Source organism: Streptomyces sp. NPDC047130, assembly GCF_040643475.1.
Taxonomy (GTDB): domain Bacteria; phylum Actinomycetota; class Actinomycetes; order Streptomycetales; family Streptomycetaceae; genus Streptomyces.
On the sequence record NZ_JBEYUK010000008.1, the window covers coordinates 21,222 to 40,549 of the forward strand.

The 19,328-nt window shown below is 73.9% G+C and carries 18 protein-coding genes; 7 read left to right on the forward strand and 11 right to left on the reverse strand.

Going from position 1 to position 19,328, the window contains the following annotated elements:
• Positions 1-24: 24 nt before the first annotated feature.
• Positions 25-1,227, forward strand: a complete 1,203-nt coding sequence (gene fahA, locus ABZ836_RS13020; RefSeq protein ID WP_361141778.1) for a fumarylacetoacetase — start codon at positions 25-27, stop codon at positions 1,225-1,227.
• Here fahA and ABZ836_RS13025 read toward each other — a convergent pair.
• Both ABZ836_RS13025 and ABZ836_RS13030 read right to left on the reverse strand, forming a co-directional pair.
• Positions 1,196-2,134, reverse strand: a complete 939-nt coding sequence (locus ABZ836_RS13025) for a DUF72 domain-containing protein (RefSeq protein ID WP_356131681.1) — start codon at positions 2,132-2,134, stop codon at positions 1,196-1,198. The genes fahA and ABZ836_RS13025 overlap by 32 nt on opposite strands.
• 114 nt (positions 2,135-2,248) lie before the next feature.
• Positions 2,249-2,902, reverse strand: a complete 654-nt coding sequence (locus ABZ836_RS13030) for a ThuA domain-containing protein (RefSeq protein WP_356131679.1) — start codon at positions 2,900-2,902, stop codon at positions 2,249-2,251.
• A 217-nt stretch (positions 2,903-3,119) separates the two neighbouring features.
• Here ABZ836_RS13030 and ABZ836_RS13035 point away from each other — a divergent pair, with 217 nt between their 5' ends.
• From ABZ836_RS13035 to ABZ836_RS13045, 3 genes are all read left to right on the forward strand, one after another.
• Positions 3,120-4,361, forward strand: a complete 1,242-nt coding sequence (locus tag ABZ836_RS13035) for an MFS transporter (RefSeq protein ID WP_361141908.1) — start codon at positions 3,120-3,122, stop codon at positions 4,359-4,361.
• 89 nt (positions 4,362-4,450) lie between these two features.
• A complete protein-coding gene (locus tag ABZ836_RS13040) occupies positions 4,451-5,329 on the forward strand; it encodes a fructosamine kinase family protein (RefSeq protein ID WP_361141780.1) in 879 nt (292 codons plus the stop codon).
• Between the two features lie 26 nt (positions 5,330-5,355).
• Positions 5,356-6,024, forward strand: a complete 669-nt coding sequence (locus ABZ836_RS13045; RefSeq protein WP_361141782.1) for a class I SAM-dependent methyltransferase — start codon at positions 5,356-5,358, stop codon at positions 6,022-6,024.
• A 16-nt stretch (positions 6,025-6,040) separates the two neighbouring features.
• Here ABZ836_RS13045 and ABZ836_RS13050 read toward each other — a convergent pair whose 3' ends face one another.
• A complete protein-coding gene (locus tag ABZ836_RS13050; RefSeq protein ID WP_356131670.1) occupies positions 6,041-6,517 on the reverse strand; it encodes an Appr-1-p processing protein in 477 nt (158 codons plus the stop codon).
• A 222-nt stretch (positions 6,518-6,739) separates the two neighbouring features.
• Between ABZ836_RS13050 and ABZ836_RS13055 the strand changes: the two genes are divergently transcribed.
• Positions 6,740-7,411, forward strand: a complete 672-nt coding sequence (locus tag ABZ836_RS13055) for a lytic polysaccharide monooxygenase (RefSeq protein WP_361141784.1) — start codon at positions 6,740-6,742, stop codon at positions 7,409-7,411.
• 89 nt (positions 7,412-7,500) lie between these two features.
• On the opposite strand, the gene ABZ836_RS13060 is transcribed toward ABZ836_RS13055, so the two are convergent.
• From ABZ836_RS13060 to ABZ836_RS13080, 5 genes are all read right to left on the reverse strand, one after another.
• Complete coding sequence (locus ABZ836_RS13060) at positions 7,501-9,063, reverse strand: amino acid permease (RefSeq protein ID WP_356131664.1); 1,563 nt, start codon at positions 9,061-9,063, stop codon at positions 7,501-7,503.
• A 58-nt stretch (positions 9,064-9,121) separates the two neighbouring features.
• A complete protein-coding gene (locus ABZ836_RS13065; protein WP_361141786.1) occupies positions 9,122-10,546 on the reverse strand; it encodes an NtaA/DmoA family FMN-dependent monooxygenase in 1,425 nt (474 codons plus the stop codon).
• Entirely contained in the window at positions 10,543-11,805 is a 1,263-nt protein-coding gene (locus tag ABZ836_RS13070) for an LLM class flavin-dependent oxidoreductase (protein WP_356131658.1), read from the reverse strand. The genes ABZ836_RS13065 and ABZ836_RS13070 overlap by 4 nt, the downstream gene beginning before the upstream one ends.
• 97 nt (positions 11,806-11,902) lie before the next feature.
• Entirely contained in the window at positions 11,903-12,718 is an 816-nt protein-coding gene (locus ABZ836_RS13075; protein ID WP_361141789.1) for an amino acid ABC transporter ATP-binding protein, read from the reverse strand.
• A gap of 38 nt (positions 12,719-12,756) precedes the next feature.
• A complete protein-coding gene (locus tag ABZ836_RS13080; protein ID WP_361141791.1) occupies positions 12,757-13,728 on the reverse strand; it encodes an ABC transporter substrate-binding protein in 972 nt (323 codons plus the stop codon).
• A 639-nt stretch (positions 13,729-14,367) separates the two neighbouring features.
• Here ABZ836_RS13080 and ABZ836_RS13085 point away from each other — a divergent pair.
• Both ABZ836_RS13085 and ABZ836_RS13090 read left to right on the forward strand, forming a co-directional pair.
• On the forward strand, positions 14,368-15,372 hold the full coding sequence (locus ABZ836_RS13085; RefSeq protein WP_361141793.1) for an amino acid ABC transporter permease: 1,005 nt from the start codon (positions 14,368-14,370) through the stop codon (positions 15,370-15,372).
• Positions 15,369-17,327: an FAD/NAD(P)-binding protein gene (locus ABZ836_RS13090; protein WP_361141795.1), complete on the forward strand. Its 1,959-nt coding sequence runs from the start codon at positions 15,369-15,371 to the stop codon at positions 17,325-17,327. The genes ABZ836_RS13085 and ABZ836_RS13090 overlap by 4 nt, the downstream gene beginning before the upstream one ends.
• Before the next feature lie 63 nt (positions 17,328-17,390).
• On the opposite strand, the gene ABZ836_RS13095 is transcribed toward ABZ836_RS13090, so the two are convergent.
• From ABZ836_RS13095 to ABZ836_RS13105, 3 genes are all read right to left on the reverse strand, one after another.
• A complete protein-coding gene (locus tag ABZ836_RS13095) occupies positions 17,391-18,332 on the reverse strand; it encodes a glutathione S-transferase C-terminal domain-containing protein (protein WP_361141797.1) in 942 nt (313 codons plus the stop codon).
• 128 nt (positions 18,333-18,460) lie between these two features.
• Positions 18,461-18,616 carry a hypothetical protein gene (locus ABZ836_RS13100; protein WP_361141799.1) on the reverse strand — a complete coding sequence of 52 codons (156 nt, stop codon included), beginning with the start codon at positions 18,614-18,616 and terminating at the stop codon, positions 18,461-18,463.
• Between the two features lie 122 nt (positions 18,617-18,738).
• Entirely contained in the window at positions 18,739-19,230 is a 492-nt protein-coding gene (locus ABZ836_RS13105; protein WP_356131640.1) for a MarR family transcriptional regulator, read from the reverse strand.
• Positions 19,231-19,328 lie beyond the last annotated feature (98 nt).

The window sequence follows — 19,328 nt, forward strand, 5'->3', positions numbered from 1 at the left end:
CCACCTCGTTGTGAAGGACCACCGATGACCACCACCTGGGTCCCCGTCCCCGACGGTTCCCCGTTCCCGATCCAGAACCTGCCCTACGGCGTCTTCGCCCCGAAGGGCGGCGGCCCCGCCCGGGTCGGCGTCGCCGTCGGCGAGCAGGTCCTCGACCTCGCGGCCGCCCTCGGCGACGACGTCTTCGCGCGGGGCTCGCTCAACGCCTTCATGGCCCAGGGCCGCCCCCGCTGGCAGGAGGTGCGCGCCCGGATCACCCGGCTGCTGACCGACGAGGCCCACCGGCCCGCCGTCGAGCCCCACCTGTTCGCGCAGGCGGACGTGGACCTCGCCATGCCCTTCGAGGCCGCCGACTACGTCGACTTCTACGCCTCCGAGCACCACGCCTCCAACATCGGCCGCATGTTCCGCCCCGGCGGCGACCCGCTGACCCCCCAGTGGAAGCACCTGCCGATCGGCTACCACGGCCGGGCCGGCACCCTGGTGCCCTCCGGCACCCCGGTGGTCCGCCCGCACGGGCAGCGGCGGCCCGCCGAGGCCGGTGCGCTGCCGGGCTTCGGCCCGTCCGCCCGCCTGGACATCGAGGCCGAGGTCGGCTTCGTCGTCGGCGTCCCCTCCGAGCTGGGCCGCCCGGTCCCCGTCGGGGACTTCCGGCAGCACGTCTTCGGCGTCACCCTGGTCAACGACTGGTCGGCGCGCGACATCCAGAACTGGGAGTACGTGCCGCTCGGCCCGTTCCTCGGCAAGTCCTTCGCCACGTCCGTCAGCCCCTGGGTCGTCCCGCTGGACGCCCTGGAGGCCGCGCGGGTGGCGCCGCCGGAGCGCGAGCACGAGCTGCGGCCGTACCTGGCGGAGCGGGAGGACTGGGGCCTGGACCTCACCCTGGAGGTCCGGCTCAACGGGCACCTGGTCGCCACCCCGCCGTTCGCCACCATGTACTGGACGCCCGCCCAGATGCTGGCCCACATGACGGTCAACGGCGCCTCGCTGCGCACCGGCGACTTCTACGCCTCCGGGACCGTCTCCGGCCCGGAGGCGGACCAGCGGGGCTCCTTCATGGAGCTGAGCTGGGGCGGCGCCGAGCCGCTGAAGCTGCCCGACGGGACGACGCGGACCTTCCTCGAGGACGGCGACGAGGTGTCCATCTCCGCCACCGCGCCCGGCGCCGACGGGGTGACCATCGGATTCGGCTCGGTCACCGGCCGGATCCTTCCGGCGGCCGGGTGACGGCACGGCGGCCGCTCCCCGCCGTGTCCCGGCGTGTCCCCGCGCCGCTCCCCGCCGTGTCCGGGCGCGCGAGCAGCCGGGCCATGGTCTCCGCGTTGCGGACGGCCGTGTCGCCGCAGCAGTTGTTGAACAGCACGTGCAGGCAGGAGACCCGCTCGGCCAGGGCGGTCAACCGCGGCAGCCACTCGGCGAGTTCCTCCTCGTCGTAGGCGTGCCGGAAGCGGTCCTCCTTGCTTCCGGCCCCCCAGGCGGTGCTGCGTCCGTGGAACCGCACCACGGACAGGCGCGGGGAGGTGACGGGGGTGACGGGCGGCACGGAGGCGGACAGCGTCTGCGTCATGTCGACGGCGACCGCGGCCATGCCGTACTCCGCGAGCAGCGCACGCGTGGCCTCCGCCCGGTCCTCCCGCCACCACGCCGGGTGCCGGAACTCCACGGCGAGCGGCCAGCCCTCGGTCCGCCGCGCGGTGCCGGCGAGGAACGCCTCCGCGCGGCGGCCGGGCCGGAACCACGGCGGGAACTGGAAGAGCACGCTTCCCAGCCGTCCGGCCCGGCGCAGCGGCTCGACGCCCTGGGCGAACCGGGCCCACACCGCGTCGAGCACGCCCGCGTCCCGCGCGTCGGCGGGCAGTCCCTCGGGCATCACGGCGGCACGGGTGGGGTGCCCGGTGAGCAGCGAGAACGCCTTCACGTCGAACACGAAGCCGTCCGGGGTCCGCTCGGTCCACAGGCGGCTGTTCCGCTCGGAGGGGAGCGCGTAGTAGGAGGCGTCGACCTCCACGACGGGGAACCGTTCGGCGTAGTGCCGCAGCCGTCCCTCGGCGTCCCGCCGCCCCGGCGGGTACCAGCCGCTGCCCACCAGCGCGCGGTCGGTCCAGGAGCACGTGCCCACGAGGATCTCACCCATGGCCCTGCCGTTACCCCGGACTTCCGGGGGCAGACGGGGCGGCCGCTGCCGACGGTCGCCGCGGCCCGGCCGCGGGCGTGACCGCGGCGACCGGGCCGGGCGGTCCCGCGCCGCTCAGGCCAGGACCGACCTGAGCCCGCCCCGGAGGTGCGAGCGGAACAGCGGGTCGGCGAAGGCCTCGCGGGTGTGGCCGAGGGAGGTGTAGAACACCGGCCCGCCGTCGTTGTCGTGGCACCAGGCGACGGGGTGGTCGCCGGACATCCGGCCGCCCTCGTAGGACCCCTCGTCGACGGTCGCGAGCACCCGGACGGAGGGGCGCGGGTTGCTGCGGAAGTCGTACCACTCGTCGGTGAACTCCCAGCGGGACGGCAACTGTCCGGTGGCGGGGTGGCCGGCGTCCTCGACCACGACGGTGCCGGGCTGGAGCGCCGGGTGCCGGTCGAAGCGGGCGCCCAGCAGGGTCTCGAAGTAGGGCCAGCCGTACTCGGTGCAGGCCGCCGCGTGCACGCCCATGAAGCCGCGGCCACGCCGGTGGAAGGCGGTGAGGTTGGCGCGTCCCTCGTCGGTCAGGACCTCGCCGCTGGTGGAGAGGAACACCACCGCCGCGAACCGGTCCAGCTCCCGCCCCTCGAACGCCTCGGGCCGCTCGGTCGCCTCCACCGTGAAGCCGTGCCGTGCGCCGAGTTCGGTGAACGCGGTGATGCCGTCGGGGATCGAGTCGTGCCGGTAGTCGGTGGTGCGGGTGTACAGCAGGATCTGCGGGCTCATGGTGCTCTGCTCCAGAACTCTCGGACGACGCGCGACGCGCGGACCACACCAGGGTGAGGGCCTGCCGCACCCCCGTGCCAGAGCGCCTTCCCGAAGGGAGGCGTGCCATCCGGACCCCAATGCCGTTGTGGGGCGGGGACGTTGTGGGAGATCATGCGCGTTCGTGACCTCGCGCCCCGATGAACCCGTTTCCGCAGCCGCCCCGCCCGCCGCCACCGTGGCCGTCGCCCCCTCCACCCCGGTGCACCGGGACGGCAACGTCCTGCGCTGGCTCGTCGCCTACACCTTCTCCGTGGTCGGTGACGCCGCCTACTTCGTGGCGCTCGGCTGGGCCGCGCAGAAGGTGGCCGGACCGGCCCAGGTCGGCCTGGTGATGGCGGTCGGCGCGATACCCCGGGCCGTCCTCATGCTGGGCGGCGGGGTGATGGCCGACCGGTTCGGCCCGCGCCTGGTGGTCATCTCCTCCGACGCGGTCCGCGCCGTGGTGATCCTCGCGGCCGCCGCGGTGCTCGCGTTCAGCACGCCCGGGCTCTGGCTGCTGGTGGCGCTCGCCCTCGTCTTCGGCGTTGTGGACGCCCTGTTCATGCCGGCGGTCGGAGCGATGCCGCCCCGGCTCACCGGCCGCGACCAGTTGATGCGGGTGCAGAGCCTGCGCAATCTGGTGCAGCGGTCCGGCCACATCGCCGGTCCGCCGCTCGCCGGGTTCGCGATGGGGCTCGGCGGCCCGGCCGCCGCGTTCGCCGTGACCGGCGTCCTCTTCGTCCTCTCGGTGCCCCTGCTGGTCGCGGTCCGGCTCGCCCCGCTGCCGCCCGAGGAGCGGCCCGCCGCGGACTCCACCGCCCGCCGCGACCTGGTCGACGGGATCGTCTACCTGCGCCACGAGCCCGTCGTCGGCCCGCTCGTCCTCTCCGGGCTGCTCTCGATGATCGGCTGCGTCCCGCCGATGGCGATCGGCGTCATCGTGCTCGCCGAGGAACGCGGCTGGGGCCCCTCCGGCGGCGCCTGGGTGAACGCCGCCCTCAGCGTCGGCGTCTGCGCGACCTCGCTGCTGCTCGTCGTGCGCGGCCGCTTCCCCCGCGCCGGTCACTGGCACAACATCACGTTGCTCGTCGCCTCCGCCGGCATCGGCCTGATCGGCGTCATGCCGGACCTCGGGCTCGCGGTCGCCGTGGCGCTCGTCTCCGGCCTGGTCTCCGGCCTCTGCGGCGGTCTGGCCATGGCCCTGATGCAGGCCAACACCGCCCTCGCCTTCCAGGGCCGGGTCGCCTCCGTCCAGGCGCTCAGCGCGGTCGGCATCACCCCGGTGATGTTCCCGCTCTTCGGCCTCCTGGTGGAGCTGTGGGGCGCCGGCCCCACCTTCCTCCTCTTCGGCTGCATCAGCATGCTCGGCGCCACGGTCTCCACCGCCTCCCGCGCCGTCCGCCACGCCGACCTGGACTTCACGAAGACCGCGCACTGAAACCACCCCCGGCACGGCGTCCCCCTCGCCCGTCGCCGTCACGGCGGGCGCCTTCCCCCGCCTCGCCGGGGCGGGGTAGGGTCCGCCGCGTGCGGACCACGTCGATGTTGCTGCAGCGCCTCCACGCCGCCGGGTTCGGTGACGTCACGGGGGTCGAGCCGGTCGAGGGCGGGATGGCGGCGGTGTCCGGGCTGGCGGTCCGGCCCGGGGGGACGCCGCTGTTCGTCAAGTCGTTCGCCGAGGTCCCGGACGGTGACCTGTTCGCCGCCGAGGCGGAGGGACTGGCCGTGCTGCGGGAGCGTGGCGGGCTCACCACGCCGGAGGTCCGGCTGGTGACGCGGGAGCTGCTCGTGCTGTCCGTGCTGCGGGAGCGGCCCGCGCGGGAGGACTTCTGGGAGCGGGCGGCGCACGCGGTGGCCGGGTTGCACACCTCGACGACGCACCACCGGTTCGGCTGGGAGCACGACAACTGGCTCGGCCGCCACCGGCAGGAGAACGCCTGGACCGACGACGGGTTCGAGTTCTTCGCCCGGCGGCGTGTGCTGCGCTGGCTGCGGGAGCCGCGGGTCCGGGCGGCGCTGGACCGGCGGGACCGGCAGGCCCTGGAGCGCCTGTGCGACCGGCTTCCCGACCTGCTGCCGCCCCGGCCCGCCTGCCTGACGCACGGTGACCTCTGGGCGCAGAACGTCCTGGCCACCAAGGACGGCCGGCCTGCGTTCATCGACCCGGCCGTCTCCTACACGTGGGCCGAGGTGGACCTGGCCCACCTGTGGTGCTCGCCGCACCCGCCGGAGGCACGGCGCTTCTTCGACGTGTACGCGGAGCTGACCGGCCTGGACGGCGACTGGCGTGCCCGCATGCCGATCGTCCAGCTCCGCCAGAGCCTCGCGCTGATCGCCATGTTCGACCACGACTGGGGGGCGGCGGAACAGGTCCGCGCGCTCGTCAGGCCGTTCCGCCGCGACTGACCGTTCCGCCGTCCTATCGTGTGCGGATGCGTGCACATCACATCGACCGGCCGGCCGATCTCGACGTGGTCCGTGACTCCTACGACCGGGTCGCCGACAACTACGCCGAGATGGTGGCCACGACGGGCATGGGCGACATCCGCCGCCATCCGTGGCTGAAGGCGTCCGTCGACGCCTTCGCCGACAGCGTCGCCGGACTCGGCCCCGTCCTCGACGTCGGGTGCGGGCCCGGCACGGTGACCGCCTACCTCGCCGAGCGCGGGCTCGACGTGTCCGGGGTGGACCTCTCCCCCCGGATGGTCGAGAACGCGCGCCGGCTCCACCCGGAGTGCCGCTTCGAGGTCGCCTCCGCCACCGAACTCGACCTGGCGGGCGAGTCGTTGGGCGGCGTGCTCGGATGGTGGTCGTTGTTCAACCTGCCACGCGACGTGCTCCCCCAGGTCCTCGGCATGTTCGCGCGGGCGCTGCGGCCGGGCGGCCACCTCATCACCGGCACCCATGTCGGCGACGAGGACTTCCCCCGGACCGAGGCGTACGGGGGTGTCCCCGTCCGCTGGACCACCTACCGGTGGCGGCCGGAACAGCTGGTCGCGTTGATCGAGCGGGCGGGCCTGCGCTCGGTCGCCGAACTCCGGCTCCCTGACGACGAGTTCAGCGGGCCGGGTGTGGTGGTGATGGCCCGGCGGCCCGGGTGAGGGGCGGGCCCGCGCGTCAGCCGTGGTCGTAGACGGTGACCGCGACCCCGCGGGCGCACAGGGTCCGGGTGACGATCGGCTCGATCCGCTCCCACCGGCCGCCCGCCAGGCCGCAGCCGATGCGGGGCATGTGCACGGACGCCCCGCGGGCCAGGGCGTGCGCGGCGAGGGCGTCCAGGCACCGTTCGACGGCCTCGTAGCGGATGGGCGGCCCGCCGCTTCCGGTCCGGATGCCGCGCTGGCCGACCATGTTGGCGACCTCCAGGTCCGGCCGGACGGGCACGAACTGCACGGCTCCCAGACCGAAGTCGTTGCCCGCGCGCTCGCGGTGCCAGCGGCGGTAGGCCCGCTCCGGCTCGGACCACTTCCGGGAGATCGCCAGGACGAAGCCCTTGCCCCACCCGCCGAGGTCGTTGCAGACATGGGCGATGATCTTCCGGCCCGGGGCCTGGGGGTTGGTCGCGTCGCCCGTGATGATCGTCAGAAGTTCCACCGGGGCATGGTGCCCCGACCGGGGCGGCACGGGCCACCGCTTTGCCTCCGGCCGCACGGGGAGGCTCGCGCCGCCGCCGGAAAGTGGCGCAATCACGCGTTGCCCGGATTTGACATGTCCGCAACCTTGGAGTTGGGAGCGCTCCCACCCCTGACGGCACACAGCCCCTGGGAAACACAGCCCCTGACGGACACAGCCCCCTTGGTACGCGAGAGGACCCCCATGACACGCTCCGACACCGCCGGCCGGTTACGCCGCGCCCCGTTCCTCCTGCTCGGCCTGGTCCTGGCCGCGCTGTTCTCCCTGGTGCCGTCGAACGGCACCGCCCACGCCCACGGGTCGGTGGTCGATCCCGCCACCCGCAACTACGGCTGCTGGCTGCGCTGGGGCAGCGACTTCCAGAACCCGGCCATGCAGCAGCAGGACCCCATGTGCTGGCAGGCCTGGCAGACCGACACCAACGCCATGTGGAACTGGAACGGCCTGTACCGCAACGGTTCCGCGGGCAACTTCCAGGCGGTCGTCCCCAACGGCCAGCTCTGCAGCGGCGGCCGGGCCGAGGGCGGCCGGTACAACGCCATGGACGCGGTGGGCGCCTGGAAGGCCACCGACGTCGGCGCCGACTTCACCCTGCGTCTGCACGACCAGGCCCGCCACGGCGCCGACTACATCCTGGTCTACGTCACCCGGCAGGGCTTCGACCCGGTCACCCGGCCCTTGACCTGGAACGACCTCCAACTGGTCACCCGCACCAGCCGTTACGCCCCGGGCTCCGACTACAACGTCCCGGTGAGCCTCCCCGGACGCAGCGGGCGTGCCGTGGTGTACACGATCTGGCAGGCCTCGCACATGGACCAGACGTACTTCCTCTGCAGCGACGTCAACTTCCGCTGAGCGGACCGGGCGGTCGGGCGAACGGCCCGGTCGGTCCCTCCGCCGTGTTCCGCCGGACCGCGCGGTCCGGCGGAACACGTCGGTCGGCCTCACGGCTCCCGCAGGTTGTCCCGCCCGGTCATGAAGTGCTTGCGGCCCCCCGCGTACCAGGACACCAGCGCGAACAGGGCGACCACGGCCACCGCGACCGGCGCGTAGTTGAAGCTGTCGACGGTGACGGGGCGGCCGGGCGGCAGCACGAACAGCACGCAGATGACCGCCACCCACCCGACGGCGATCCAGCCGACGACCCCGCTCCACCGCCCGAGGTGCCACGGGCCGGGGACGAACTCGTCGCGCCGCAGGCGGCGCAGCAGCACCGGCGTGACGTAGGCGATGTACAGGCCGATCACGGCGATCGAGGTCACCGCCAGGTAGGCGGTGGTGTTGAACAGCGCCGGCAGGGTCAGCAGCGCGGAGAGCGTCACGCAGAACCAGATGGAGTTGGTGGGCGTCCCGGTGCGCGGGTTGACCTTCGCCCAGATCTTCGAGCCGGGGAGGGCGTTGTCGCGCGCGAAGGCGTACGTCATGCGGGAGTTGGCGGTCACCGAGGCCATGCCGCAGAAGAACTGCGCGACGCACACGACGAACAGCAGGAACTTCGCGGTTCCGGGGCTGTTCAGCGCGTCCAGGAAGACCTGGGCGGGCGGCAGCCCGGTGCTGGAGGTGGCCAGCTTGTCCAGGCCGGCCGGGGTCCTGTCCTGGATCGACGCCGTGATCGAGAAGAGCAGGACGAAACCGCCGACGACCGAGACGACCACGCTCATCACGATCCCGCGCGGCGCGCTGCGGGCCGCTCCCCTGGTCTCCTCCGCCACGTGGGCGGAGGCGTCGTACCCGGTGAAGGTGTACTGGGCCATGAGCAGGCCCATCAGGAAGACGTACAGGCCCGACGTCCACCCGGTGGCGTTGTGCCAGCCGGTCAGCGTCCACTCCGCCGACTGGTGGTGCTCGGGCAGGATCCACAGGGCCCCGACGACGACCAGGACGCCGCCGACGTGCCACCAGGCGGAGACGTTGGACAGGAGCGCGACGAGCCGGACGCCGAAGGTGTTGAGCAGCGCGTGCACCAGGACGATCGCCAGGAACAGCAGGTAGGTGCGGCCGGGGGTGACCTCGGTGCCCCAGACGAGGTTCATGAACGCCATCCAGGTGGTGGCGCACCCGAAGTCGATCGCCGCGGTCACCGCGACCTCGCCCATGAAGTTGAACCAGCCCACGAACCAGGCCCAGGCCCGCTTGTTCTTCCGGGCGAGTTCACCCGCCCAGAAGTACAGCCCTCCGGCGGTGGGGTACCGGGAGCACACCTCCGCCATGGCCAGCGCGACGCAGGTCACGAAGAGCCCGACCACCACCCAGCCGAGCACGACGGCCGAGGGACCGCCGGACCTCAGCGCGATGCCGTACGAGGTGATGCAGCCCGCCAGGATGGAGATGATCGAGAACGAGACGGCGAAGTTGGAGAACGCGCTCATCCCGCGGTGCAGTTCCTGCTGGTACCCCATCTCGGCGAGACGGGCGGCGTCCTCGTCCAGCACCACCCCCGGCGCCGGCCCGGCCGCCGGCTCCCGCTCCGGCTCGGTCTGTGGCGGAATTCCTTCGTGTGCGGACACCCGGCGACTCCTCACCGACGACGACGGGCGATCAGAGTGGCGTGCGCCACACCCGTTGTCAACGGTGCCCGGCCCGGCCGGCCGGGGCGGGGTCGGGGTGGGCGTCGGGGTCGGGACGGGTGTCCGGGTGGGTGAGGCCGAGGTGGTCGCGGAGGGTGGTGCCCTCGTACTCGGTGCGGAACACCCCGCGCTCCTGGAGGAGGGGCACGACGGCGTCGGCGAAGACGTCCAGGCCGGTGGGCACCAGGTGCGGCACCAGGATGAACCCGTCGGCGGCGTCCGCCTGGACGTACTCGTCGACGGTGCGCGCCACGGTCTGCGGGGAGCCGACGAAGGTCTGCCGGTTGCCGGTGTGGATGACCAGGTCCCGGATGGACCACTTGTTGGCCTCGGCCAGCTCCCGCCACTCCCGGGCGGTGGCCAGCGGGTCGCGGTACATCCGCACCTGCGCGCGGCCCCGGGCCACCGTGTGCTCGCCGACGACCGGGTCGACGTCGGGGAGCGGGCCGTCCGGGTCGTAGCCGGAGAGGTCGCGGTTCCAGACGAACTCCAGGTGCCGCAGGGCGGTGGCCCCGCTGACCTGCTGCCGCCGCACCTCGCGGGCGAGTTCGGCGGCCTCGTGGTCGGTGTCGGCTACCACGAAGGTGGCGGCCGGGAGGATCAGCAGCTGGTCGGGGGTGCGTCCGTGGCGGGCGAGCCGCCGTTTGACGTCGGCGTGGAAGGCCCGGCCTTCGGTGAACGTGCCGTGGCGGCTGAAGATGGCGTCGGCCGAGGAGGCGGCGAACTCGCGTCCTTCCTCGGAGTCCCCGGCCTGGAAGATCACCGGGCGTCCCTGGGGGCCGCGGGGGACGTCGAACCGGCCCTCGATGTCGAACTCCTCGCCCCGGTGCGCGAAGGCGCCCGCCCGGGCGTCGCGCAGGAACCGGCCGGTCTCCTGGTCGGCGACGATCTCGTCGCCGGTCCACGAGTCGAAGAGTTCGGTGGCGGTGGCGAGGAACTCCTTGGCGCGGGAGTACCGCCGGGACTCGGGCAGGAATCCGCCGCGGCGGAAGTTCTCGCCGGTGAAGGCGTCCCAGGAGGTGACCACGTTCCAGGCGGCGCGGCCGGCGGTGAGGTGGTCCAGGCTCGCGAACTGCCGGGCGACCTCGTAGGGCTCGTTGTAGGTGGAGTTGATGGTGCCGGCCAGGCCGATCCGTTCGGTCACCGCGCCCAGCGCGGCCAGCACGGTGAAGGTGTCCGGGCGTCCCACCACGTCCAGGTCGTAGATCTCGCCCCCGTGTTCGCGCAGCCGCAGCCCTTCGGCGAGGAACAGGAAGTCGAACTTGGCGCGTTCGGCGGTGCGCGCCAGGTGGACGAAGGAGCTGAAGTCGATCTGGCTGCCGGAGGCGGGGTCGCTCCACACGGTCGTGTTGTTGACGCCGGGGAAGTGCACGGCGAGGTGGACGCGCTTGGGGTGCGCCCGGTTCGGGTCTGCGGTGCTCATGCGGCGCGGTCTCCTTCCGGTCGGGCGGCGGACGCGTAGCGGTTGGCGGGGCGGGGCAGGCCGAGCAGTCCGCGCAGGGTGGACGCCTCGTAGGCGTGGCGGAAGACGCCCCGGGAACGGAGTTCGGGCACCAGACCGCGGGTGATCGCACGCAGGTCGCGGGCGGCGACGGCGGGCCGGAGCCGGTAGCCGGTGAGGCCGCCCTCCCGCCGCTGCAGCAGCAGGTCGGCGAGCTGCGCGGGGGTGCCGGTGAAGATCTCCGCGTCCGAGGTGTACTCCTCGCCGGCGAGGTCGTCGAGGCGGTCCCGTCGGGCGGCGGCCCGGGCGGGGGTCTCGTCGAGGAACACGACCAGGTCGCCGAAGACGTGCAGGGGTTCGTGCTCGCGTCCGGCGGCGGCCTGCTCGGCGCGGATCTCCTCGGTGATCGCACGGGCCTGGTCGACGTCGTGCGGGGTGACGTAGCCGACGTCGGCGGCGCGGGCGACCAGCCGGTAGGGCACGGTGGCGTGGGCGAGCGCGGTCACCGGCGGCTGGCCCTGGGGCGGGCGCGGCGTGATGGACGGGCCCTTGACGCTGAAGTGCCGCCCGTGGAAGTCGATGTGGTGCAGTTTCTCCCGGGCGACGAAGCGGCCGGTGGCGACGTCCCGGATCTCGGCGTCGTCCTCCCAGCTGTCCCAGAGCCGGCGCTGCACCTCGACGTGGTCGGCGGCCTCGTCGAAGAGTTCCTCGACGACGGGGAGGGGGCCGGGACCGCCGGGGTCCGAGAGGTCCACGGGCGGGAGGGTCCGGCGGCCGAAGTGCGCGGTCTCGTCGGTGCGGACGGACACCCGGACGCGGACGCCGGCACGGCCGCCGCTCACATGGTCGAGGGTGGCGATCGCCTTGGAGATGTGGAACGGCTCCGTGTGTGTGGTCACCACGGTGGGGACCAGGCCTATGTGGCGGGTCACCGGGGCCACGCGGGCCGCCACCAGGACCGCGTCGAGCCGGCCGCGGACCTGGTCGGTGCGGTCGTCCCGGTGGGTGGGGTGCGAGGACTGCGGGGAGAGGCCGTCCTCGAGGGTGACGAAGTCGAGCAGGCCGCGCTCGGCCTCGGTCACCAGCTCCGCCCAGTAACGGGCGGTGAGGAGTTCGCGGGGGCGGGACCCGGGGTCGCGCCAGGCGGCCGGGTGCCAGCCGGCGCCGTCGAGTGCGACGGCGAGGTGCAGCGGCTGCGACGCCGGCCCGGAGCCGGCGGGGGGCGAGGAGGAGGCGGGCATGGGCGGCCTTCCTGAAGAGGGGTGGTCTGCGGAGGGCGGTCGGAGGACCTTCGGGAGGCGGAGGACGGGCTTACGGAGGTCGGGGGACCTTCGGGAGTCAGAGGACCTTCGAGAGGAAGGCGCGGGTGCGTGCGTGGCGCGGGTTGTCCAGTACCTCGGCGGGCGGCCCCTGCTCGACGACGACGCCCTCGTCCATGAACACGACGCGGTCGGCGACCTCGCGGGCGAAGCCGATCTCGTGGGTCACCACGACCATCGTGGTGCCGGTCCTGGCGAGGTCCTTGACGACCTCCAGCACCTCACCGACCAGTTCGGGGTCGAGTGCCGAGGTGGGCTCGTCGAGGAGCAGCACCTTGGGCTCCAGGGCGAGCGCCCGGGCGATGGCCACCCGCTGCTGCTGGCCTCCGGAGAGCCGGCGGGGGTAGGCGTCCGCCTTGTCGGCCAGGCCGACCCTGGCCAGGAGGCGTCCGGCGGCGGCCACGGCGTCCTCGCGCGGTCTGCGCAGCACCGAGACCGGCGCCTCGATCAGGTTCTCCAGGACCGTGAGGTGCGGGAAGAGGTTGAAGTTCTGGAAGACGAACCCGATCCGGGTGCGCTGCCGCAGGACGTCCCTCTCCTTCAGCTCGTGGAGCTTTCCGCCGCGCCGGCGGTGGCCGACCAGTTCGCCGTCGACGCCGATCCACCCCTGGTCGGCCTTCTCGAGGTGGTTGATGGTCCGCAGCAGCGTGGACTTCCCCGAGCCGGAGGGGCCCAGGACGACGGTGACCTCTCCGGCCCGGACGGCCAGGTCCACGCCGCGCAGCACCTCCAGGGCGCCGAAGCTCTTGCGGACGCCGCGGACGTCCAGCATCAGGTCACCGGGTGCGGAAGCGGGTGCGGAAGCGGGTGCGGGGCTCTTGGTGCTGTCGCTCATGCCGTTCCTCCGGAGGGCGGTGGGTGATGGCCAGGGGGTCAGGGCCGCTGCTCGGGCGGGTTGACGCGTGACTCATCGACGGCGGACTCGGTGGTGCCCCACTTCTCGAGGATCCGGGCGTAGACGCCGCTGTCGATCAGCTCGTCGACCGCGGCCCGGAAGGCCGGGGTGAGCGGGGAGCCCTTCCTGAAGGCGAAGCCGACGTCGAGACGGTGGTACTCGCCGAGGAAGCGGGTGCCGGCGGCGGGCTGCGCGGCCTGGTACCGCAGGCCGTTGATGGTCGACATCACGACGTCGATCCGGCCCTGCTGCAGCGCGGTGACCACGGCCCCGTTCTCGGCGTACACCTTGACCTCGTAGGGCTCGCGCCCGGCCTCGGCGCACACGCCCCTGTTCTCGTTCAGGGTGGCCTCGAAGGTGGTGCCCGCGCCGGTGCCGACGGTGAGCCCGCACAGTTCGGTCAGGTCCTCGACCTTGCCGGTCAGCCGGGTGCTGTCCTTCTTGACGGCGAAGCCCTGGCCGTCGTTGACGTAGGTGACGAAGTCGACGGTCCTCAGCCGTTCCGCGGTGACCCCGAAGTTGCCGGTGCCGACGTCGTACTTGCCGCTGGACAGGGCCGGGAGGATGGTCTCGAAGGCGGCGTCCTCGCGCCGGAGCTCGATGCCCAGCACGCGGGCGACGGCCTCGGCGATGTCGATGTCCTGGCCGGCCGGCGGCTCGCCCTGCCCGTTCGGGTAGTAGGCGGCGGGCGGGCTTCCGACGGAGCTTCCGATCCGCAGGGTCCCCCTGGCCCGTACGTCGGCGGGGAGCAGGGCGGAGACGGCCTCCACCTCGCGCACGCCGGCCAGCGGGTCGCCGGTGGGGGCGGGCGAACCGGCCACCGCGGGGCCGGCCGGCCCCGCGGCCGTGCCGCCGCCACCGCCCCCGCACGCGCTCAGGCCGAGGACGGACAGCAGGACCAGTCCGGTCAGGGCACGTCGCGGTCCGCCTCGGGTACGTGGGTGGGTCACAGGTCAAGAACCTTTCCGCTCGGGTGGGACGGGAGGGAACGGGGTGGCACGGGAGGAAACGGGAGGGATGCCGCGAGGTCGCCCGGCGGTGCGGGAGGCGGCACGGCGTGCGGAGCTGCCTCCGCGGGGGCGTACGGCGGGAAGCGGTCCCGAGGGACCGGTGGGAGCGCGTGACGACGGGAGCCGGGGACGGGCGGACGGGCGGTGGGCCTCGTCCGGACACGTGCCGGCGGTGCGCGGCAGGCGGGGGCACCGGCCGTGCGTCAGGGGTGCGACAGGGAGAGCTCGGCCCGCGACGGGGTCACCGAGGGAGGGATCGGGCCGTTCCGGACGGCCTGCGACAGTCCGGTCAGCAGGGGCGACACGAGGCGGACCACACGCGACCGAAGTCGATGTGGCCGCGCGTCACCAGGCGCTGCCGACGGGAGTTCATGCGGACCATTGAGCACCGCGCCGAACGGTTCGTCAACCGGGCGTCCGCACAACGGACTTGTTGACAGCGGGCCCGCACACGGGCATACGGTGGTGGGACCGGCCGTGTTGAGGGACACGCCGGGCGTGACGACGAACCTCCCCGGGCGCACCAGCGGCGTTCCGGGACGGTCCCCTACGCCCCGTGACTCCCTCCCGGAGGATCCGATGGTCACCCCGACCGGTACCGCCTCCCTTCCGCCGTCCCCCTCGGCCCCGAAGGCCGCCCCCGGCCCCGCCGCCGCGCCGGAGGCGCTGCCCGAGATCGTGCCGCGCAGACGGCCCGGCCGCCTCGTGGCCGGCGCCCTGGGGCTGCTGGTCCTGGCCATGGTGGTCAACTCGGTACTGCGCAACGACGCGTTCCAGTGGGACGTCGTCGGCCGGTACCTCACCACCCCGGCCGTGCTGGACGGACTGGTGCTGACCCTGTGGCTGACCGCCGTGGTGATGGTGCTGGGCTTCCTGCTCGGCGTTCCGCTCGCGGTCATGCGGCTGTCCTCCAATCCGGTCCTGTCGACGCTAAGTTGGGGCTTCGTGTGGATCTTCCGGTCCACTCCGCTGCTGGTGCAGCTGCTGTTCTGGTTCAACATCGGCGCCCTGTACCCGCGGATCGGACTCGGCGTGCCGTTCGGGCCGCAGCTGGTCAGCGTGGACACGGTGAACCTGCTCGGGCCGACGCTCACCGCCGTGGTGGGCCTGACCCTGCACGAGGCCGCGTACGCCGCCGAGGTGGTCCGCGGCGGGATCCTCTCGGTGGAGGACGGCCAGACCGAGGCCGCCAGGGCCCTGGGCCTGGGCCGGTGGCGGACGCTGCGCCGGATCGTGGTGCCGCAGGCGATGCGGTCGATCGTCCCCACCGCGGGGAACATGCTGATCGGCACGCTCAAGGGCACCAGCATCGTGAGCGTGCTGGCCGTCCACGACCTGCTGTTCTCGGTGCAGTTGGTCTACAACCAGACCTACCAGGTGATCCCGCTGCTGATGGTGGCCACCCTCTGGTACGTCGCGGTGACCAGCGTCCTGAGCGTCGGGCAGTTCTACGTCGAGCGCCGTTACGCGCGCGGGTCGGCCCGCGCGCTGCCGCGCACCCCGGTGCGGCGGCTCGCGGACGGGCTGGGCCGGCTGGCACGGCGGTCGCGTGCGGCCGTGCGGAGTTCCGGCGGTGCGCGGTGACGGCGGCCGGACGTCCCGCCGTGCTGGCCGTCGTCGGGGCGGGTCCGCGCGCCACGGGACTGCTGGAGCGGATCGCGGCGAACCTCGCCGAGCTCTGGCCTCGGCGGCGTGCGCTCCACGTCCACCTGGTCGATCCGCACCCGCCGGGCCCCGGGCGGGTCTGGCGGCACGACCAGTCGCCGCTGCTGCGGATGAACTCCATGGCGGAGGACGTCACCATGTTCACCGACGAGTCGTCCACCGTGGAGGGGCCGGTGCGTCCGGGTCCCTCCCTGGCCGCGTGGGCCGCCCAGTTCTCCGGGCGCGGTCCACGGCACGAGCCGTACGCCGAGCCCGCCGACCCCGAGGTCCTCGCCGAGCTCCGCTCCCTGGGCGGTGCGGACTTCCCCACCCGCCGCGCCCAGAGCGCCTACCTGGACTGGGTGTTCCGGCGGGTCCTGGCCGAACTCCCGCCGTGGGTACGGGTCGAGTGGCACGCCACCACGGCGACCTCCGTCACCGGCCCGCCCGACGGCCCGCAGCGGCTCCACCTGGCCGGCCGCGACCTGCCGCTCACCGCCGACCTGGTCGTCCTCGCCCAGGGGCACCTGGACTCCGCGCCGCCGGCCGAGCACCGGACGCACGCCGCGTTCGCCCGCAGGCACGGCCTGTTCCACCTGCCGCCCGCCTACACGGCGGACGTCGACCTGTCCGCGGTGCGGCCCGGGCAGCACGTCCTGGTCCGCGGGTTCGGGCTGGCCTTCGTCGATCTGGTGTCCCTGCTCACCGAGGGCCGGGGCGGCACGTACCGCCGGGAGCCGGGCGGCACGCTCGCCTACCGTCCGTCCGGCCGTGAACCGGTGCTGCACGTCGCGTCCCGGCGCGGCGTCCCGTACCGCTCCAAGACGCACTACCGGCTCCAGGGACCGAGGCCCCCGCTGCCCCGGTACTTCGGACCGGCGCAGGTGGCACGGTCGGCCGCGGCCGGTCCGCTCGACCTCCGGCGGGACGTCTGGCCGCTGATGGCGAAGGAAATCGGCTACGGCCACTACCACGAGCTCTTCCTCGCCCATCCGGACCGCACCACCGTCGCCTGGGCCGACTTCGAGGCCGCCTTCGACGAACTCGGCTGGTACACGGCCGAGATGCGCGCGCTGGTCGCCGCCGCCGTCCCCGACCCGGCCGACCGGCTCGATCTGGAGGCCCTCGACCGCCCCCTGGCCGGCCTCTCGTTCTCCTCCCCGGAGGCGTTCCAGGAGTACCTGCGCGGCCATGTCGCGCGCGACGTGGCCCGGCGGGCCGACCCGGCGCACAGCGCCGACCTCGGCGCCTTCCTCGCGCTGCTCTCCGTGTACGGTCAGCTTCCCCGCCTGGTGGAGACAGGAGCCCTGACGGCCCGTACCGTCGCCCGTGACCTGGACGGCTGGTGGAACGGCTTCTTCAACTCGCTCGCCTCCGGCCCGCCCGGCTTCCGGCTGCGGCAACTGCACGCGCTGTCGCGGGCCGGGGTGGTCCGGTTCGTGGGCGCGGAGCCACTGATCGGCACCGACGAGGAGGCCGGCGTGTTCACCGCGACCAGCCCCACGGTGCCGGGGCACCTCGTGCGGGCCACCGGTCTGGTCGAGGCGCGCCTGCCCGCCCCCTCGCTGCGGCGCACCACCGACCCGCTGCTGAGGGACCTCGACGTCCGCGGGGCGGTCGCCGAGGAGGTCCTGACGGACCGCACCCACACGCACCGTTCCGGGCTGCTCAGCGTCTCGCCCGCGGACGGCCGGCTGGTCGACCCCCGGCTGGGCGGGCGCCCGCACCCCCGCCGGGTCGCCCTCGGGGCGCCGACCAACCAGCGCGCCGTCGCCGCCTTCGCCCGGCCGCTCACCGACGCCCCCGCCTTCCGGCTCAACGACGCCACGGCCCGGGCCCTGCTGCGCGCACTGGCCTCGGACCCCGCCCCGGCCGTGGTCCAGGGGTCGCGCTGAGCGTCCCGGCCGGGCTCCGGAAGACCCACGGGGCCCGGCCGGGTGTCCGCCCGCGCCGGACGGTCAGCCTGTCCGCCGGGCCGCCTCGGGCCGCTGCCGGCCGGTGTGCGCGTCCCAGTCCACGATCCGCACGGCCGCGCCCGCGGCCTCCTCGCCCCGGCAGTGGGCGTGGTGCCTGCGGGCGATGCCGTCCAGGTCGAGGTGGGCGCCGAAGGCCGGGTGCGCGGCCAGCCGGCGCGCGTAGGCCCACAGCCGGGGATGGTCGGCGATCCGGTGCACCGCGACGGCGTCGAGGTGGTGGCGGTGCACGGTGTCGAGCTCCACCAGGGCCACCCACAGGTCGACGTCGGCCAGGGTGATGTGCCCGCCCACCATGAACCTGCGGAAGGCGAGGCGCCGTTCGAGGACGCCGAGGGTGCGCAGCAGGATGGCCGCCGCGGCGTCGCGCCGCGCCGCGGCGTCCGTGCCGGTGCCCGTGCCGATGTCGGTGCCGGTGCTCGTGCCGATGCCGATGTCGGTGCGCGGGTCGGCCTGCCCGGCGCGTTGCGCGGCCTCGCCGATGTCCTCCGCGCAGAGGCGGCGCACGTCCTCCAGCTCCTCCTCCACGCCGTGCGGCCGCAGGTCGGGGCCGTGTCCGCCGAACCGCGCGACCAGGTCGCGCAGGATGTCGGGGGCGTGGGTGCTGACGATCCGCCCGGTCCAGTTGTCGCTGAGCACGGGCGCGACGGCCGGACCGGCGTAGGCGTGCGAGCTGGCCTCGTACAGCGGGCGCAGTGCCCGGTGTCCGCCGCCGGGCGCGTCGGGCACTGCGGGCAGCAGGGTCACGGGAAGGGTGTCGCCGAGGCCGAGCAGGCTGTGCGTGACGGCGATCCGCAGGCCGTCCGGACACGAGAGGGCGAGGTGGAGCCGATAGCGGCGGGCCGCGGCGTAGTAGCCGCTGCGGGCGTCGCGGCCGATCCTGCCGCGGAAACGGGACGGGGCGGGGAGCGGGAACGCGGAGGACATACGTCTCCCTGGAGACTCGGTCTGCGATGCGCGGGGGCGGCGCCGTGCGCGGGCGTGCGACGGCGTCCGCGGGTGTCCGTGGCGCGCGGCGGTACGACGCGGCCCGGAACGCGGTCCGGTACGGCGGGTCAGGCGTGGCCGGGGGCGGTGACGCCGTGGCGCGGGTGTCCCGCCGCGCTGCACACGCGCATCAGATCGATGTGGCGGCGGGAGGTCAGCAGGGGCAGCGGCCGGACGGCGACACGGACGGTGTCGCTCCCTCGGTCCGGCACAGAACGGCCCATGACTCCCCACCGGTTCACCAGGTTCCTTGCAGGGAGTGTCTGCCCCTGCGCGGAGCGCGTCAAGACACCTGGCACGGGGCGGCCGGACGTCTCACCGGCTGGGAAGACCCGGGGGCGCGCGTCTACCGGAGGGCGGCCTCGTCGAGGGCGTCCGTGAGTTTGGCGAGCAGGGTGCGCAGGGTCCGCGCCTCCTCCCGGTCGAAGCCGGTGGCGGCGGCGATGCGGTGGGGGACCTGGCCGGCGCGGTCGCGCAGGGCGGCGCCCTCGGGGGTGAGGTGGATGTGCACGGAGCGCTCGTCGGCGGCGGAGCGCCGCCGGTGGACGAGGCCGGCCGCCTCGAGGCGCTTCAGGAGGGGCGAGAGGGTGCCCGAGTCCAGCCGCAGGCGCTCCCCCAGGCTCTTGACGGGTGTGGCGCCCTCCTCCCAGAGCACCAGCATGACCAGGTACTGCGGATAGGTGAGCCCGAGGTCCTTGAGGACGACGCGGTAGACGGCGGTGAACGCGCGGGAGGCCGCGTTCAGGGAGAAGCAGATCTGGCTGTCGAGGAGCAGCGCGTCGTCGAGGCCGGGCTCGCTCTCCCGGTCGGCGGGGCCGCCGGCGTGCGGGGTGTCCATGGGGCCAGGGTAGCCCGCCCACATTTTGATTGCACACAATTGAATTGCGTGCTTCAATTAATGGCGGCGGCACCGTCCGGTCCCGCCGCCTGGACGAA

Coding starts and splice junctions, on each gene's coding strand:
- ABZ836_RS13100 (WP_361141799.1), bottom strand. CDS start 18,616: ATGGGCCGTTCTGTGCCGGACCGAGGGAGCGACACCGTCCGTGTCGCC.
- ABZ836_RS13095 (WP_361141797.1), bottom strand. CDS start 18,332: ATGTCCTCCGCGTTCCCGCTCCCCGCCCCGTCCCGTTTCCGCGGCAGG.
- ABZ836_RS13065 (WP_361141786.1), bottom strand. CDS start 10,546: ATGAGCACCGCAGACCCGAACCGGGCGCACCCCAAGCGCGTCCACCTC.
- ABZ836_RS13075 (WP_361141789.1), bottom strand. CDS start 12,718: ATGAGCGACAGCACCAAGAGCCCCGCACCCGCTTCCGCACCCGCTTCC.
- ABZ836_RS13105 (WP_356131640.1), bottom strand. CDS start 19,230: ATGGACACCCCGCACGCCGGCGGCCCCGCCGACCGGGAGAGCGAGCCC.
- ABZ836_RS13070 (WP_356131658.1), bottom strand. CDS start 11,805: ATGCCCGCCTCCTCCTCGCCCCCCGCCGGCTCCGGGCCGGCGTCGCAG.
- ABZ836_RS13055 (WP_361141784.1), top strand. CDS start 6,740: ATGACACGCTCCGACACCGCCGGCCGGTTACGCCGCGCCCCGTTCCTC.
- ABZ836_RS13025 (WP_356131681.1), bottom strand. CDS start 2,134: ATGGGTGAGATCCTCGTGGGCACGTGCTCCTGGACCGACCGCGCGCTG.
- fahA (WP_361141778.1), top strand. CDS start 25: ATGACCACCACCTGGGTCCCCGTCCCCGACGGTTCCCCGTTCCCGATC.
- ABZ836_RS13030 (WP_356131679.1), bottom strand. CDS start 2,902: ATGAGCCCGCAGATCCTGCTGTACACCCGCACCACCGACTACCGGCAC.
- ABZ836_RS13085 (WP_361141793.1), top strand. CDS start 14,368: ATGGTCACCCCGACCGGTACCGCCTCCCTTCCGCCGTCCCCCTCGGCC.
- ABZ836_RS13045 (WP_361141782.1), top strand. CDS start 5,356: ATGCGTGCACATCACATCGACCGGCCGGCCGATCTCGACGTGGTCCGT.